The following is a 16,732-nucleotide window of genomic DNA, read 5'->3' on the forward strand; positions in this document are numbered from 1 at the left end:
ATCGCCGCCGACAGGGCAACAGGCGAGCGATCGCCGACAACTGAGGAAGTCCGGCTCGCTTGGTCCAAGCGGCTCCGGCTTACGGAACCGAACGTGTTCGAGCTCGCCGTCGCTGTCGCTCTGATCGCCCTCAACGGGGCCTTCGCGCTGTCCGAACTCGCCGTCGTCTCGTCGCGGAAGTCGCGGCTGCGGATGATGGTGGAGGCGCGCCGGCCCGGCGCCCAGGCCGCCCTCACCCTCGCCGAGAATCCGGGGCGCTTCCTTTCCGCCGTCCAGATCGGCATCACCCTCGTCGGCATCCTGTCGGGCGCCGTGTCCGGCGCGGCCCTGGGCGAGCGCCTCACGGAAATCCTATTCGAGGCGGGCCTGTCGAAACCCGTGGCCGATCCTCTCGGATACGGGATCGTCATCGCCATCATCACCTACCTCTCGGTGATCATCGGCGAATTGGTGCCCAAGCACGTGGCCCTGCGCGATCCTGAAGGCATCGCCTGTTTCGTCGCCCGGCCGATGCGCCTCATCTCGCGGATCGCGCTTCCGGCGGTCTGGCTCCTCGACGCCTCGACCCGCGCGGTCTTCCGGCTGTTCGGCCAGGAAGCCTCCAGCGCCAGCGCTGTGACCGAAGAGGAGATCCGCACCATCGTCGCGGAGGCCGAGACGGCGGGCGTGATCGAGACCGACGAGCGAAAGATGATCGCCGGCGTGCTGCGCCTCGGCGACCGCGCAGTGCGGGGCGTCATGACCCCGCGCACCGACGTCCACTGGATCGACCTCGACAAGGCGCCGGAGGAGATCCGCGCCATGCTGGTCTCGAGCCCGCATTCGCGCATCCCGGTCGGCGAGGGCAACCCGGACAACATGCTCGGCGTCGTCCAGGTCCGGGAACTGGTCAAAGCGCTCATCGAGAACGAACGGTTCGACCTGCGCGCCTATATCCGCAGCGCCCCCGTCCTGCCCGATACGCTCGACGCCCTCGACGCACTCACGGCCCTTCAGGCGGCCGACGTTCCGATGGCCCTGGTCCACGATGAATACGGCCATTTCGACGGGCTCGTGACGCCGGCCGACATCCTCGACGCCATCGCGGGCGCATTCCATTCCGAGGATTCGGAACCCGAGGCGGTGCAGCGCCAGGACGGGTCCTGGCTCATCGCCGGCTGGATGCCGGTGGACGAGATGGCCGACCAGCTCGGCATCAAGCTCGAATCGAGCCGCGACTACGAGACCGCCGCCGGCCTCGTCATCGCCAAGCTGCAGCGCCTGCCGGAGACGGGTGAGACCTGCGACATCGCCGGATGGCGCTTCGAAGTGGTGGATCTCGACGGTCGCCGCGTGGACAAGATCCTGGTGTCGCGGATCGCCTGACCGTCCCGCCTTTCCGAAGGTCTCGGACCGTTCTCGCGACGGACTAATGGTGGATGGCCTGCGTCCCGTCCATCCTCATCCAGACGAGGCCGTGCCGCGGAGCCTATGCCCAACGGCACGGACTGGCTCGACGTCGCGTCTTGACTTCGACGGCCGTCGGCGTTTGCCGAGCCGCATGACTTCGACCTTGGTCGAAGCGCATCAGATCGCAGCCGTACCTGAACGATCGAACCGAACAGCTTTATCGCCGAGAAGGCACCGCCGCCGCGAGTTGCTCTGGATAGAGGTCGAGATAGACTGTATATACTTCTTATAATTTGAAGGTAATAATTCTTTATCTAATATACCTTATAACATCCGTGGCTAACATCTGTATAATAATTCACACAGCATCGGAGCATGCAATGAAGTTCATTGGACATCTGAGCGTGATGCTCAAAATTGCCGTCCCGCTGACTCTGATGGGCCTTATGGCGATAGGTCTCGTCGTCTACGCCCGTGCCTCGCTAAACAGCGTCTTGGAGCAGACGAATCACTTCGCCGACGTCGCCACGGTCCGGCAGGAGAGTTACCTCCGTGCGCAGCTCCATGCCACGGACGCCGCTTTGCTCAGCCGAAACATCGTGGTGGAGACGCAACAGGAGGTGATGAACCAGTACAAGGCGCGTTATGACGGAGCGACCAAGACGGCGCTGGTCTACGTCGACAAGCTGATCGCCTTGGCCGAGACGCCGGAACGCCGCAAGATCGGTCACGACCTACGACAGATGTTCGAAACTTACTTCGGCATTCTCGACCGTTCCATCGTGTTCGCGATGCAGAACGATGCCGCCAAGGCGATGAAGGTGATCCAGGACGAGGGGCGGCCGGCGCGGGCCAAATTATACGCCCTCATCGAGGAGCGCAGCCAGCGGGTCACGGATGAGATGCAGGCCCGTAAGCACGCCCTGGAACTGGAAGTATCCAATACGGTGCAGAGCCTCATTGTCATCGCGGCGCTCGGACTGACCGCTGTTGTTGCCCTCAGCGGGTTCATCGTGATGTTCGGCATCACCCGTCCGCTGGCAAGCCTGGTCCTCGTCCTGCAGCGGATGGCGAAGGGAGACATCGACGCCGAGATCGTGGAGGCCCGGCGCGGGGACGAGATCGGCGCCGTGGGCAAGGCCGTGGAAGGCATCAAGGCCATGGTCGCCCGGAAGGCCGCCGAGGAAGCCGACATCCGGCGTCTCGCCGAGGAGGTCGCCCAGGCCGAGCGCCAGCGCACGATGATCGCCATGGCCGACAGCTTCGAAGGCGCCGTGGGCGGCATCATCGAGATGGTGTCGGCCTCGGCGACCGAACTCCAGGCCACTGCCCAGACCATGACTTCCACCGCCACGGAAACGGCGAGCCAATCCATGACCGTGGCCGCCGCCGCCGAGGAAGCCGCCACCAACGTCAACACCGTGGCGGCGGCGGCGGAGGAGCTCGGCGTTTCCGTCCAGGAGATCGGATGGCAGGTCAGCGGGTCGGCCGATCTCGCCCAGGGCGCCGTATCGGAAGCCGATCGGACGGCGGCCCTGGTGCAGACACTGTCCCAGACCGCCTCGCGCGTCGACGACGTGGTCGGCCTGATCTCGAACATCGCCGCCCAGACCAACCTTCTCGCCCTCAATGCCACCATCGAGGCAGCCCGCGCGGGAGAGGCCGGCCGAGGCTTCGCCGTGGTGGCCACCGAGGTCAAGGAACTGGCCAGCCAGACGGCGCGGGCGACCCAGGACATCTCCAGCCAGATCTCCCAGATCCAGGGGGCGACCGACGAGGCGGTCTCGGCCATCGCCTCCATCACGGCCCGCATCCGCGAGATCGATTCGGTGGCGACCACCATCGCCGCGGCGGTGGAGCAGCAGGGGGCCGCGACCCAGGAGATCGTCCGCAACGTCGCCCAGGCCGCGACGGGAACGAGCGAAGTGACGAGCAACATCTCGGGCGTCGCGGGGTCCGCCGAAGAGACGGGGGCCGCCGCATCCCAGGTGCTCGGCTCGGCGGGCGAGCTCTCTCGCCAATCCGAGCACCTGAACGCCGAGGTCCGCCGCTTCCTCGCCAGCGTAAGAGCAGCCTGAGATCGCTGCATGTCGGCCCGGAAAGCGGTTTCGCCTTTCTGGGCCGACATGCTCGATCCCGGCGGGCGTCGAGACCGGGACCAAGGCCACGAGGACGTCAGGCGTAGCGCTTGGCCCCCGCCACGCAGAGGACGACGAGGCCGGTCACGGCCAGCATGCTCGGGGCGACGGGCTCTTGGAGCAGCAACCCCGCGAGAGCCAGGCCGAAGAACGGCTGCAGCAGTTGCAATTGCCCGACGCCGGCGATGCCGCCCAAAGCGAGCCCGCGATACCAGAACACGAACCCCACCAGCATGCTGAAGACCGAGACGTAGGCGAGGCCGATCCAGGCCGGCAGGCCGATGCCGTTCCATGCCGAGGGCAGGCTCATTAGGGCGATGGCGGCCATGACCGGCAACGACAGGACCAGGGCCCAGGAGATGACCTGCCACCCGCCGAGGCGACGCGACAGGGTGGCGCCCTCCGCGTAGCCGAGGCCGCAGAGTACGATCGCGGCGACCATCAGGAGGTCGCCGGTGAGCGAGCCGCCCCCGCTTTGGAACAGCGCGAAGCCCGCCACCGTGAGACTGCCGATGCCGGAGAACAGCCAGAAGGCCGGGCTGGGACGCTCACCGCCCCGGATCACGCCGAAGATGGCGGTGGCGAGCGGCAGGAGGCCAATGAACACAATGGAATGCGCCGAGGTGATGTGCTGGAGCGCCAGCGCCGTCAGGAGGGGAAAACCGACGACGACGCCAAGGGCGACGATGATGAGCGGAACGAGGTCGCCGATTGCGGGACGGCGCTGACGCAGGGCGAGGAGCATCGTCGCGCCGAGCAGGGCCGCGATCACCGCCCGCGCCGAGGTCAGGAAGAGCGGCGTGAACCCGCCGACCGCCACCCGCGTCGCCGGCAGCGAGGCGCTGAAGATGATGACGCCCACGAGACCGTTGCCCCACCCCGCCGCATTCCGTTGCATCGCGTCGTCTCGTCCCGGTTGGTGTCGCGGGATCGAACAGGACCCGGCTTAGGCGGCTTGACAATCATCCCGCGCCCATGCCGTCAAATGCTTACCTCTTTGATATCCATGCGAAACAGGCATGATGAACCCGGCTCATCTCGATCTCTTCCGCGCCGTCCTGCGCCATGGCGGGATGACGCGGGCCGCTGCGGCTCTCGGCATCGGGCAACCCCATGTCAGCCGCGCGATGGCGCAGCTCGAGGCCGATCTCGGCTTCGCCCTGTTCGTGCGCGGCCATGGCAGCGCGCTGCCGACGCAGGAGGGTGAGGCCTTCGCCCGCGAGGTCGAGCGGACTTATGCGGGGCTCGACCATCTTTCCCAGGCGGCCCGCCAGATCCGCGACCTCGGCACGGGGCCGTTGCGCGTCGCCTGCCAACCGTCCCTGGCCTCGCGGCTGCTGCCGCGGGCGATCCGGCGGCTGAGCGAAGAATCCCCGGGCATCCGGGTCTCGGTTCATGTGCCCGCGCCGGAGACGATCTGGTCCTGGGCCGCCTCCGGGCAATGCGATCTCGGTCTCGTTCGTCCCCGCTCCGGCTATGCGGGCGTCATCTGCGAGCCCTTCCTCGCCATCGACGCGGTCTGTGCCCTGCCCCGAGGACACGCCCTCGCATCCAAGCGAGTGATCCAGGTGGGCGATCTCGCCGAAGAGCCCCTGATCGCGGGTGCGACGGGGGTGTTCCAACAGGCCATCGAAGCGTCCTTCGCGGCGATCGGCCTCGTCCCACGTTTCGGCCTCATGGCTCAGTACACGGCGGCGCGTTGCGGCCTCGTCGCCGAAGGGCTTGGGATCGCCATCGTCGATCCGCTTCCCGCCCGCGCGCTCGCGAACCTGCCCATCGTGCTGCGACCGTTCCGGCCGCGCCTGCCCATCGAGACGATGCTGATCCGCCCGGCGGGCCGACCGCCGGGCCAGGCGGCGGAACGGCTCGTGAGACATCTCCTCCGGGAACGGGACGCGCTCGTGCCGAAGGCGGTCGGCGCAGGCGACTGAACCCGAGCCGCGCCGGATCGGGACTGGGCCACCGGCGCCGACCTCCCACTCAGGACCGGGTCGCCCTCGATCTCACGCGTCTGCTCCGATTGAGCAGGGGAGCGCCACGCCGACGTGAAGACAGTCGGCGCGACGGACCGCGCCGCCGCTTCGCGAGCAAGCCCCCATGACCTCCGTCCGATGCCAAGCTCTGCTCGATGACGCTCGCCCGAACTGCAAGATGGCTCGTGTCACTCTTAAGTCATACCACATCCCGACCTTCAGATCTGGCACGATCCTTCCAATTCCCACGGCACTTCACCTGCCCTTGCTTCGTCAACATGGACATCAACGATCTTACCCGCCGCAATCGGATCTTAAGCTTATATTTATACTATATTGCGTAAGATTGATTTGCAAGATTCTGCGTATGGGCAGATATTATTCTGGAGTTCGTGATGAAGGTCGTTAGGCAAGCCGGCGTGATGCTGAAAATCGCCATCCCGCTCGCTCTGATGGGCCTGATGGCTATCGGGTTGGTGGGCTACTCACGCAGCAACCTGAACAGCATCGCAGAACAAGTCAGATATTACACCGAAACTCTAAGTGTCCGGCAGGAGACCTATCTGCGGGTTCAGATCAAACTCGCGGAAGCAGCTCTCCTGAGCCGCAATATCCTTTTGGTAACCGACAAAGACAAAATGTCCGATTACAAGCTGCGGTATGAAAAGGCGGAGAAGGAGACGTCCGAGTCTGTCGATAAACTGATCCAGCTGGCCGAGACCCCGGAACGCCGCAAGATTGGCCAAGACCTTCGGCAGATAACCGAAGCGTATTTTACCGTTGTCCATCGCGCGACAGCGTTCGCCATGCAAGGCGAGACACCTAAAGCACTACAAGTCATCCGGGAGGAAGCTCAGCCAGCACGGAACAAGCTGAACGCATTCATCGAGCAGCGCACCCAACGGATCACGGAGGAAATGCAGGCCGGCAAGCGCGCTCTCGAAGCTCAGGTGGCCGACACCATCCAGCGCCTGATCGCCACCGCGGCCCTCGGCCTCACGGTCGCTGCAATCCTGGCCGGCCTCATCGTCACCTTCGGCATCACCCGTCCGCTGGCAGGCCTGGTCCTCGTCCTGCAGCGGATGGCGAAGGGAGACATCGACGCCGAGATCGTGGAGGCCCGGCGCGGGGACGAAATCGGCGCCGTGGGCAAGGCAGTGGAAGGCATCAAGGCCATGGTCGCCCGGAAGGCCGCCGAGGAAGCCGACATCCGGCGTCTCGCCGAGGAGGTCGCCCAGGCCGAGCGCCAGCGCACGATGATCGCCATGGCCGACAGCTTCGAAGGCGCCGTGGGCGGCATCATCGAGATGGTGTCGGCCTCGGCGACCGAACTCCAGGCCACTGCCCAGACCATGACTTCCACCGCCACGGAAACGGCGAGCCAATCCATGACCGTGGCCGCCGCCGCCGAGGAAGCCGCCACCAACGTCAACACCGTGGCGGCGGCGGCGGAGGAGCTCGGCGTTTCCGTCCAGGAGATCGGACGGCAGGTCAGCGGGTCGGCCGATCTCGCCCAGGGCGCCGTATCGGAAGCCGATCGGACGGCGGCCCTGGTGCAGACACTGTCCCAGACCGCCTCGCGCGTCGGCGACGTGGTCGGCCTGATCTCGAACATCGCCGCCCAGACCAACCTTCTCGCCCTCAATGCCACCATCGAGGCAGCCCGCGCGGGAGAGGCCGGTCGAGGCTTTGCCGTGGTGGCCACCGAGGTCAAGGAACTGGCCAGCCAGACGGCGCGGGCGACTCAGGACATCTCCAGTCAGATCTCCCAGATCCAGGGGGCGACCGACGAGGCGGTCTCGGCCATCGCCTCCATCACGGCCCGCATCCGCGAGATCGATTCGGTGGCGACCACCATCGCCGCGGCGGTGGAGCAGCAGGGGGCCGCGACCCAGGAGATCGTCCGCAACGTCGCCCAGGCCGCGACGGGAACGAGCGAAGTGACGAGCAACATCTCGGGCGTCGCGGGGTCCGCCGAAGAGACGGGGGCCGCCGCATCCCAAGTGCTCGGCTCGGCGGGCGAGCTCTCTCGCCAGTCCGAACACCTGAACGCCGAGGTCCGCCGCTTCCTCGCCAGCGTAAGAGCGGCCTGAGGCCGTCTCCGGCCGCTACATTCGGTGTCCGGCGAGCACGGGTCCCCTCTCCCACACGGGAGAGGGAGCCGGCTCCGGCCAACCTGACCGAAGCGACCAACCGGAGGGGGTATGAGGCCGACCGGCATCGGTCTGAGACCGGCCGACGATGAGGAGAACTCATCGTCGGCCGCCCGCGTGACTGCGCGGCGGCGGGCGTCCGCCGAACGCGCTGAAGACGACCATCGGTCGGGATCAGCGCAGCTTGGCAGGAGAAGCGGGATCCGCTTTTCGGGCCGATTCTGTCAGTCGCGACCGCCGAGCCGCGCCGCCACAATGTCCCGGCCGATGAGGGGCAGCAGGCCCGAGAGGTCGGGGCCGTGCTCCAGCCCTGTCACCGCGAGGCGGAGCGGCATGAACAGGGCCTTACCCTTGGCGCCGGTCCGCTCCTTCACCGCATTGGTCCAGGCTTTCCAGGTCTGGCCGTCCCAGGGCTCGGACGGCAGCACGTCCAGGGCGGCGGCGGCGAAGCCCGAATCCGCGATGACCGGCGTCACCTCCCCGGCCACGATCCGCCACCATTCGGCGGCGTCCCCGACCTTGGTGAGGTTGGGCTGGATCACCGCCCAGAACGCCTGCGCCCGTTCCTCGGGGATGCCCATTCCGAGGAGGCGTTCGCGTGCCTCCTCATACGGCATGGCATGGATCAGGCGGGCATTGAGCCCGTCGAGTTCCTGCGGATCGAATTTCGCCGGCGCCCGCGAGATGTGGGAGAGATCGACCAGGGCGGCGAGTTCGTCGAGGTTAGGCACCGCGCGCACCGCCTCGGCCGAGCCGGTGAGTACGGCAAGCGAGCGCACCGCGCCGGGTTCATAGCCCGCCTCGCGCAGGCCCCTCAGCGAGAGGTGGCCGAGGCGCTTCGACAGACCTTCGCCGTCGGCGGTTGTGAGCAGGTTGTGGTGGCCGAAGATCGGCACCGGCTGGTCCAGGGCCTCGAAGATCTGCACCTGCACGCCGGTATTGGTGACGTGATCCTCACCGCGGATGACATGGGTGATCCCCATCTCGGCATCGTCCACCACGGAGGGCAGCGTGTAGAGGTAGCTGCCATCGGCGCGGATCAGCACCGGGTCCGAGAGGGAAGCGCAATCCACATGCGCCGGCCCACGCACGAGATCGTCCCAGGCGACGGTGCGGGCGTCGAGCTTGAAGCGCCAATGCGGCGTGCGCCCCTCTTCCTCCAAGGCCGCACGCTCGTCATCGGTCAGGCTGAGCGCGGCGCGGTCGTAGATCGGCGGCTGGCCACGGCCGAGCTGGCGCCGGCGTCGACGCTCGAGTTCCTCCTGCGTCTCGTAGCAGGGATAGAGCCGGCCCGCCGCCTTCAGGCGCTCTGCCGCCGCATCGTGGATGGCGGAGCGGTCCGATTGGCGGGCGAAGAGATCGGGCACGATGCCGAGCCAGGCGAGGTCTTCCTCGATGGCTTTGGCGAATTCCTCCGTCGAGCGCTCGCGGTCGGTGTCGTCGAGGCGCAGCAGAAAGCGCCCGCCATGCGCCCGCGCGAACAAGGCGTTCAACAGCGCCGGACGGGCGTTGCCGATATGGAGATACCCCGTGGGCGAGGGCGCGAAGCGGACGAGAGGGGCGGATGTCATGCCTGCCCGTCTACAGCATCGACCCGAACGGTGGGAACCGGCTTTCGGGAAGACCGGGGCAGGTCGCACATGATAGGTGCCGCTGTCGCAGGAGCCTCGGTGAGCTCAGCCCGAGCGCGTTTGCAGCCCGGCCCAAACACGATCGCGACCGGAACGAATTCCGGTCCTGATCGCATGTCATCAGGAGGCAAAGTCGCGGCCGCCCTGCGCCTTGCTCTCTATTCTGGTCAGGCGGCCACGGCTGGACCTCAGTCTGAGTCTAGTCTCAGTATCCGACGGAGCCTGGACGTTGCGGGAGACCGGACCGGCCCGTTGGCGCAGACGCTTGCTCGGTGTTCCGGCCCCGCGGCCCCTCCGAACCCGATAAGTCCAAGCTTATACATCGCAGGCTGCAGGTTTCATTGCTCTCTCGATAGGATGACGGGTCGCGCCGCGCCGGCGCATCAGACAAAGAGTGCCCAATGCGGCAAGGCTGATTGCCCCTGCCAGGATCCGTGAGGGTCTGACTCCCATGCGCCTGGCCGAGCGATCCAAGACGACTTCGAAGCCACCGGCGAGATTTGCGACAAGCGGCACGATGGTCGTATCCAAGAAAAACTTCGGCCCAGACGGTCCAGCCGGCTTCTTTAGAAGATAATCTCGATCAATCATCATCGTAACCTCCGATAATGCCGCACCTGATTTTGCAACTATACATGGATGCATGGGCCGGACGTAGAACCTGACGAGCCGGCCGATGTTCCCGCAGCTGTATTGGCACGGAGATCGTTCATTGGATAAGCCCACCTACAAGCCGTACCGCCTTCCATCAGGGGGATGGGGGTCGGCCCGCTCCGTCGGCAACATCCTGCGGCGCGAAGGGGTGCTGGCGAGCGTGCCGATCGCGCTGACCCGCCACAACAAGGTCGACGGCTACCAGTGCAACAGCTGCGCCTGGGTGAAGCCCGCGAGCCCCCTGCCGTTCGAGTTCTGCGAGAACGGCGTCAAGGCGGTCGCCTGGGAGCTGACCGCACATCGCTGCACGCCGAAGTTCTTCGCCGAGCACACCGTCACCGAACTTCGGGGCTGGGACGATTTCCACCTCGAACAGCCGGGCCGCCTGACACACCCGCTCCGCTACGACGCCGCCAGCGACAAGTACGTGCCCGTCTCCTGGGGGCATGCCCTGGAGGAGATCGCCCAGGAGCTGCGCGCAGTCGAGGACCGTCACAAGGGCACGGTGTTCTATAGTTCGGGCCGCCTGTCGAACGAAGCGAGCTACCTGTACCAGCTCTTCGCCCGGCTCTATGGCAACAACAACCTGCCCGACTCGTCCAACATGTGCCACGAGACCACCTCGGTGGCGCTGCCCGCCAGCATCGGACAGGCCGTCGGGACGGTGACCCTGGAGGATTTCGGCAGGTCCGACTGCATCCTGTTCTTCGGCCAGAACCCGGGCAGCAACGCTCCCCGCATGCTGCACCCGCTGCAGGAGGCGAGCGAGCGCGGCGTTCCGATCATCACCTACAATCCGCTGCGCGAGCGCGGGCTGGAACGGTTCCTGAATCCGCAATCGCCGACCGAGATGCTGACCGGCAAGGACACCCGGATCAGCTCGCAGTATCACCAGGTCAAGGCTGGCGGCGATCTCGCCGCGTTGGCGGGCATCTGCAAGGCGGTGCTGGACACGCACGAGGCGTCACGGGAAGCGGGCGGCCCGGCCGTGCTGGACGAGGCCTTCATCGCCGAGCACACCCACGGCTTCGACACCTTCGCCGCCTGGCTTCGCCTCCAGAACTGGGACGAGTTGGAGCGCCGTTCGGGCCTCCACCGCGCGGATATGGAAGCAACGGCGCGCGTCTATTGCCAATCGCACGCCGTGATCGGCGTCTACGGCATGGGGCTGACCCAGCACCGGGCCGGGGTCGAGACCGTGCGGATGCTGGTCAACCTCCTGTTGATGCGCGGTAATCTCGGCCGCGTGGGTGCCGGTATCTGCCCAATTCGCGGACATTCCAACGTGCAGGGCCAGCGCACGGTGGGGATCACCGAAAAGCCCGAACTCTTTCCCCTGGACCGGCTGGGCGAGCAGTTCGGCTTCGAGCCACCGCGAGAGGCCGGCTACAACACCGTGGAGGCCTGCGAAGCGATCCTGAAGGACGAGGTACAGGCCTTCTTCATGCTGGGCGGGAACTTCGTGCGGGCCATCCCCGACCACGGCCAGATGGAGCCGGCCTGGCGCCGCCTGCGGCTCACCGTCAACGTGATCACCAAACTCAACCGATCGGCCCTGCTACCGGGCGCAGTCAGCTACATCCTGCCGGTGATCGGCCGCCTCGAGATCGACGAGACGAAAGCGGGGCAGCAGGTCCTCTCGATGGAGGACACCTCCGCCTGCATTCACGGCAACCGGGGCCTGCGCCGCCCGGCCTCGCCCCACCTCATCAGCGAGGTCCGTCTCATCTGCGAGTTGGCCCGGCGGGTGCTGGAGCCTAATCCGCGCGTGCGCTGGGACGCCTATCAGGAGGATTACGCCGAGATCCGCAAGGAAATCGCAGAGACGCTGCCGGACTCTTTCTGGGATTACGAGCGGCGCATGTGGGAGCCGGGCGGCTTCCAGCGTCACTTGCCTGCGAACAAGCGCGAATGGCATACGGATACGGGCCGGGCGAACCTCGTGACGCCGACCGGCCTGGACGAGGACGCCGACATGCCCGACGTCGGTCACGGCGTCCTGCGCCTGATGACGCTACGCTCGAACGATCAGTTCAACACCACGGTCTACGGCTACGACGATCGTTTCAGGGGCATCAAGAACACCCGCAAAGTGGTGCTGATGAACCGCTCGGACATCGACAGGCTCGGGCTGAAGATCGGACAGGCGGTGACGTTGAAGACCGTCGCCGATGACGGGATCGATCGCCGGCTCTCCGACATGCTCGTCGTCGCCTACGACATCCCCATCGGCTGCATCGGTGGCTACTATCCAGAATGCAACGTGCTGATGCCGATCTGGCACTATGCCATCGGCAGCAAGACTCCGGCGGCCAAGACCATCCCGGTCACCCTGCATGCCGATGACGACCGCGTGCTGGCGCCTCAACTCGAATACGCCACCGGTTGAGGGCGGCCCCGCCCCGCTTCCCAGCCAAGCCCCCCGAGCATCGCGACCTTCGACGGATAAGACCCGCGAGAGAACACCGCAGCCGCGCGACGTTCGGTCGTGGGCTGCGGCCAGCGAGCCCCGATGCCGCTCGGTCACGCGCCGGGATGACGGGGGTGTCTCGTGACATCCTGCCGTGACCGACCGGCATCCGGGCCTCGCTCACGGCATCGCCCCGATGACGATCTGATCCGACCTCGAAGAAAGTAATGAGGGTTAATTCAAATACTTAGCAGCACTCATTTGGCCTCAACCCATGTTGTTGTATGCCCGATTGAACTGCGCAAGTCTTCGTTGAATTCCGGCAAGGACGAGGCTGATCGTTGGCTGACTCAGCGGCATGCGCATGATGGCGAAGCTCCCTTCGCCGACGATCCGACGGTGCATCCGTGCCGCCTCACCAGCCATCGGAATAGGTCTCCTCCTCGGGGGCTGCCAGCCGAGCATCCTCGACAGCAAGGGACCCATCGGCGCCGCCGAGAACAACATCCTGCTGATCGCGACGGTCATCATGCTGGCGATCATAGTGCCGACGATGATCGCCACCGTCATCTTCGCGTGGTGGTACCGGGACTCGAACCCGAAGGCGCGCTACCGGCCGGACTGGGCCTTCTCGGGACGTATCGAACTCGTGGTCTGGTCGATCCCGTTGCTGACGATCATCTTCCTCGGCGGGATCGCCTGGATTGGCGCCCATGATCTGGATCCGGCCGTTCCGATCCGCTCGGACAAGAAGCCGATCCAGGTCCAGGTCGTGTCGCTCGATTGGAAATGGCTGTTCATCTACCCCGAACAGCGCGTTGCCGCGGTCAACCAGCTCGTCGTGCCCGTCGATACGCCGATCCAGTTCCACCTGACCTCGAGCAGTGTCTGGAACTCGTTCTTCGTCCCCGGCCTCGGCAGCATGATCTACACGATGCGCGGGATGGTCACCCGGCTCAACCTGCTGGCCGACCGCGAGGGCGACCATCTCGGCCTGTCGACCCATTTCAGCGGCGACGGCTTCTCGGACATGAACTTCACCATGAAGTCGGTCTCGCCCGCCGGTTTCGACGCATGGGTCGCCTCGGCCCGGGACGCCGGTTCGAGCCTCGACAAGGCGGCCTACGGCGCGCTGGCCCAGCAGAGCATCGCGGACAAGCCGCGGACCTTCGGCGACATCGATCCCGAACTGTTTCAGGGGATCGTCGACCAGACCGTCCCTCCGGGGCCGGGACCGACTGAGAAAGCGGACGGCGCGCCGCCGAACGTCCGGCCCAAGGGGGGATCGTAGACATGCTGGGCAAGCTCACCTGGGAGGCCATTCCCCTCAGCCAGCCGCTTCCCCTCGTCGCCTCCGGTGTGGTCGCCCTCCTCGTCCTGGGCGTCCTAGCCTGGATCGTGATCGGCGGACACCTGCCGTATCTCTGGCGGGAATGGATCACCAGCGTCGATCACAAGCGCATCGGCGTCATGTACTGCGCCCTGGCCCTGGCGATGCTCATCCGCGGCTTCTCGGACGCGATCCTGATGCGCACGCAGCAGGCGCTGGCCTACCAATCCCCCGGCTATCTGCCGCCCGAGCATTACGATCAGATCTTTTCGGCGCACGGCACGATCATGATCTTCTTCGGCGCGATGCCGTTCATCGTCGGGTTGATGAATTTCGTCGTCCCCTTGCAGCTCGGCGTGCGCGACGTCGCCTTTCCGACGCTGAATTCGGTGAGCTTCTGGCTCACGGCGACAGGGGCGCTCCTCGTCAACATATCCCTGGTCGTCGGCGAGTTCGCCCGCACCGGCTGGTGGCCCTCGCCGCCCTTGAGCGAGACGACCTACTCACCCGGCGTCGGGGTCGATTACTATCTCTGGGCGATCCAGATCTCCGGCATCGGCACGTTGCTGTCCGGCGTCAATCTCGTGACCACGATCCTGAAGATCCGGGCGCCGGGCATGAGCTACCTGCGCATGCCGATGTTCTGCTGGACCTCGCTCGCCTCGAACCTCCTGATCGTCGCGGCCTTCCCGATCCTGACCGCGACGCTCGCGATGCTCACCCTCGACCGCTACCTCGGCTTCCACTTCTTCACGGACGAGTCCGGCGGCAACTCGATGATGTTCATGAACCTCTTCTGGGCCTGGGGGCATCCGGAGGTCTACATCCTCGCACTGCCGGCCTACGGCATCTTCTCCGAGGTCATCTCGACCTTCTCGGGCAAGCCGCTCTTCGCCTACCGCTCCATGGTCGGCGCCACCATGGCGATCTTCGTCCTCGCCTTCATGGTCTGGCTGCACCACTTCTTCACGATGGGCGCGGGGGGCGACGTCAACGGCATCTTCGGCATCACGTCGATGATCATCGCGGTGCCCACCGGCGTGAAGATCTTCGACTGGCTCTTCACCATGTATGGCGGCCGGATTCGTCTCACGACCCCGATGCTGTGGTCGCTCGCCTTCATGATCACCTTCGTGGTCGGCGGTGCGACCGGCGTCCTCCTGGCGATCCCGCCCGCCGATTTCGTGCTTCACAACAGCATGTTCCTGGTGGCGCACTTCCACAACGTCATGGTCAGCGCCGTGCTGTTCGGGGCGTTCGCCGGCTACACCTACTGGTTCCCGAAAGCGTTCGGTTTCCAGCTCGACGAATGGTGGGGCAAGGTCGCGTTCTGGTTCTCGGTGGCGGGCTACGTCATCGTGTTCACGCCGTTCTACGTGCTCGGCCTGATGGGCATGACCCGCCGCATGCAGCATTACGACATCGAAGGCTGGCGCCCCTGGATCCTGATCGCCGGTTTCGGCGTCGCGGTGATGCTCATCGGGGTGATCTGCCAGATCGTCCAACTCGTGGTCAGCATCCGGCGGCGGGAGAGCCTGCGCGACCTCACCGGCGACCCCTGGGACGGACGCTCCCTCGAATGGGCGACGGCCTCGCCGCCGCCGGTGTTCAACTTCGCGGTGATGCCTCGGGTGGAGGGCGAGGAAGCCTACTGGACCATCAAGCAGCGAGCCCGCGAGCAGGCGCGCCTGCGCGAGGAGCCGGATTACGAGCCGGTGGAGATGCCGCTCAACAGCCCCACCGGCTTCATCTGCGCCTTCTTCGCGACGCTGATCGGGTTCGCCATGATCTGGCACATCTGGTGGCTGGCCGGATTCGGAATCGCCGGCGCCTTCGCGACCTTCGTGGTCTTCGCCTGGCGCGACCGGCTCGAATACGAGATCCCGGCCGACCGCGTCGCACGGATCAACCGCGCCAACCGCGCGACCCGGATGCAGGCTCTTGAGAACGCACGGCGGAGAGCCGCATGACGGACGGCCTCGCTCTCCCGGCACAGGCCCGGATCCGGACGGACCCTCACCATCTCGGCCACCATGCCCGGTCGGGTGAAGGCCACGCGACGGCCACGGGCCGGGGAACCGGCGGCCCTTCTCCCAAGCGGATCGTCGTCGGTTACGGGTTCTGGATCTTCCTCCTCAGCGACATCGTGATGTTCGCGGCCTTCTTCTCGGCCTACGCGGTGCTGCAGACGGGCACCGCGGGCGGCCCTACCGGGGCGCAGCTCTTCGACCTCGACAACGTCGCGATAGAGACCGCCTTTCTGTTGATCTCCAGCTTCGTCTGCGGCGTCGCCGGCCTGGCGCTCACGGCCAAGCGGCACCTGATGTTCCAGGCCGCGATGGCGGTGACGTTCCTGTTCGGCGCGGCCTTCCTCGCCCTCGAACTCCGGGAATTCGCGGACCTCATCGATCGGGGCGCGGGGCCGACCCGCAGCGCCTTCCTATCGGCCTTCTTCACGCTCGTGGGCTGCCACGGCCTGCACGTCTTCGCCGGCCTCCTGTGGCTCCTCACCATGATGGCGCAGGTCGCCACCAAAGGCTTCCGGCCCGACATCCTGCGCCGGGTCATGTGCTTCTCCCTGTTCTGGCATGCCCTCGACATCGTCTGGGTGGCCGTATTCACCGTCGTCTACCTGATGGGGTCGATCGCATGAGCGCCGAGAATCGCCACGAGACGGATACCGCGCCCGGGGACGAGTTCGGCGGGGAGGATATCGGCAAGGGCCTGCGCGGCTATCTCATCGGGCTCGTCCTGGCCTCGCTGCTGACCGCCGCGTCCTTCGCGATCCTGCGTGCCAACTTCGTCTGGGCCCCGGCCATTCCGGTGGCGCTCCTCGTCTTCGCCATCGCCCAGATGGGTGTCCACCTCGTCTTCTTCCTGCACATCACCACCGGGCCGGACAACACCAACAACGTGATGGCCCTGGCCTTCGGCGTCCTGATCGTCATCCTTCTGTTCGGGGGCTCGATCTGGATCATGAACAACATGAACCACAACATGATGCCCCAGACCCCTTCCGCGCCCAGCCACCATTAGGTCCGCCGCCGCTCGGCC

At 66.0% G+C, this 16,732-nt stretch carries 11 protein-coding genes; 9 read left to right on the plus strand and 2 right to left on the minus strand.

The window, feature by feature from the left end; translation table 11 throughout:
- The first annotated feature begins 93 nt into the window (after positions 1-93).
- Both AC0IXR_RS23425 and AC0IXR_RS23430 read left to right on the plus strand, forming a co-directional pair.
- A complete protein-coding gene (locus AC0IXR_RS23425; protein ID WP_056434635.1) occupies positions 94-1,365 on the plus strand; it encodes a hemolysin family protein in 1,272 nt (423 codons plus the stop codon).
- A gap of 404 nt (positions 1,366-1,769) precedes the next feature.
- The gene (locus tag AC0IXR_RS23430; RefSeq protein WP_471762358.1) at positions 1,770-3,467 is read left to right on the plus strand and encodes a methyl-accepting chemotaxis protein; all 1,698 of its coding nucleotides are present in this window, start codon (positions 1,770-1,772) and stop codon (positions 3,465-3,467) included.
- Positions 3,468-3,564: 97 nt separating this feature from the next.
- On the opposite strand, the gene AC0IXR_RS23435 is transcribed toward AC0IXR_RS23430, so the two are convergent.
- Positions 3,565-4,425: a DMT family transporter gene (locus AC0IXR_RS23435; RefSeq protein WP_471762360.1), complete on the minus strand. Its 861-nt coding sequence runs from the start codon at positions 4,423-4,425 to the stop codon at positions 3,565-3,567.
- A 121-nt stretch (positions 4,426-4,546) separates the two neighbouring features.
- Between AC0IXR_RS23435 and AC0IXR_RS23440 the strand changes: the two genes are divergently transcribed.
- Positions 4,547-5,458, plus strand: a complete 912-nt coding sequence (locus tag AC0IXR_RS23440; protein WP_471762361.1) for a LysR family transcriptional regulator — start codon at positions 4,547-4,549, stop codon at positions 5,456-5,458.
- A gap of 437 nt (positions 5,459-5,895) precedes the next feature.
- Positions 5,896-7,593: a methyl-accepting chemotaxis protein gene (locus tag AC0IXR_RS23445; protein ID WP_471762362.1), complete on the plus strand. Its 1,698-nt coding sequence runs from the start codon at positions 5,896-5,898 to the stop codon at positions 7,591-7,593.
- A gap of 284 nt (positions 7,594-7,877) precedes the next feature.
- On the opposite strand, the gene gltX is transcribed toward AC0IXR_RS23445, so the two are convergent.
- Complete coding sequence (gene gltX / locus AC0IXR_RS23450) at positions 7,878-9,224, minus strand: glutamate--tRNA ligase (protein WP_471762363.1); 1,347 nt, start codon at positions 9,222-9,224, stop codon at positions 7,878-7,880.
- Between the two features lie 736 nt (positions 9,225-9,960).
- Here gltX and AC0IXR_RS23455 point away from each other — a divergent pair.
- From AC0IXR_RS23455 to cyoD, 5 genes are all read left to right on the plus strand, one after another.
- A complete protein-coding gene (locus AC0IXR_RS23455) occupies positions 9,961-12,327 on the plus strand; it encodes an FdhF/YdeP family oxidoreductase (protein WP_471762364.1) in 2,367 nt (788 codons plus the stop codon).
- Positions 12,328-12,712: 385 nt separating this feature from the next.
- Positions 12,713-13,639 (plus strand): ubiquinol oxidase subunit II, encoded by a 927-nt coding sequence (gene cyoA, locus AC0IXR_RS23460; protein WP_471762366.1) that lies wholly within the window; start codon positions 12,713-12,715, stop codon positions 13,637-13,639.
- Positions 13,640-13,641: 2 nt separating this feature from the next.
- Positions 13,642-15,648 carry a cbb3-type cytochrome c oxidase subunit I gene (locus tag AC0IXR_RS23465; protein ID WP_461228433.1) on the plus strand — a complete coding sequence of 669 codons (2,007 nt, stop codon included), beginning with the start codon at positions 13,642-13,644 and terminating at the stop codon, positions 15,646-15,648.
- The gene (gene cyoC, locus AC0IXR_RS23470) at positions 15,645-16,331 is read left to right on the plus strand and encodes a cytochrome o ubiquinol oxidase subunit III (RefSeq protein WP_461234453.1); all 687 of its coding nucleotides are present in this window, start codon (positions 15,645-15,647) and stop codon (positions 16,329-16,331) included. The genes AC0IXR_RS23465 and cyoC overlap by 4 nt, the downstream gene beginning before the upstream one ends.
- Positions 16,328-16,714, plus strand: coding sequence for a cytochrome o ubiquinol oxidase subunit IV (gene cyoD, locus AC0IXR_RS23475; protein ID WP_471762367.1), 387 nt, complete (start codon positions 16,328-16,330; stop codon positions 16,712-16,714). The genes cyoC and cyoD overlap by 4 nt, the downstream gene beginning before the upstream one ends.
- Positions 16,715-16,732 lie beyond the last annotated feature (18 nt).

It is taken from the genome of Methylobacterium sp. AC832 (genome assembly GCF_979256025.1).

Excerpts from the sequence above, each read along its gene's own strand:
- AC0IXR_RS23430 (WP_471762358.1), top strand. The coding sequence starts at position 1,770 with ATGAAGTTCATTGGACATCTGAGCGTGATGCTCAAAATTGCCGTCCCG.
- AC0IXR_RS23435 (WP_471762360.1), bottom strand. The coding sequence starts at position 4,425 with ATGCAACGGAATGCGGCGGGGTGGGGCAACGGTCTCGTGGGCGTCATC.
- AC0IXR_RS23440 (WP_471762361.1), top strand. The coding sequence starts at position 4,547 with ATGATGAACCCGGCTCATCTCGATCTCTTCCGCGCCGTCCTGCGCCAT.
- AC0IXR_RS23445 (WP_471762362.1), top strand. The coding sequence starts at position 5,896 with ATGAAGGTCGTTAGGCAAGCCGGCGTGATGCTGAAAATCGCCATCCCG.
- gltX (WP_471762363.1), bottom strand. The coding sequence starts at position 9,224 with ATGACATCCGCCCCTCTCGTCCGCTTCGCGCCCTCGCCCACGGGGTAT.
- AC0IXR_RS23455 (WP_471762364.1), top strand. The coding sequence starts at position 9,961 with ATGTTCCCGCAGCTGTATTGGCACGGAGATCGTTCATTGGATAAGCCC.
- cyoA (WP_471762366.1), top strand. The coding sequence starts at position 12,713 with ATGATGGCGAAGCTCCCTTCGCCGACGATCCGACGGTGCATCCGTGCC.
- AC0IXR_RS23465 (WP_461228433.1), top strand. The coding sequence starts at position 13,642 with ATGCTGGGCAAGCTCACCTGGGAGGCCATTCCCCTCAGCCAGCCGCTT.
- cyoC (WP_461234453.1), top strand. The coding sequence starts at position 15,645 with ATGACGGACGGCCTCGCTCTCCCGGCACAGGCCCGGATCCGGACGGAC.
- cyoD (WP_471762367.1), top strand. The coding sequence starts at position 16,328 with ATGAGCGCCGAGAATCGCCACGAGACGGATACCGCGCCCGGGGACGAG.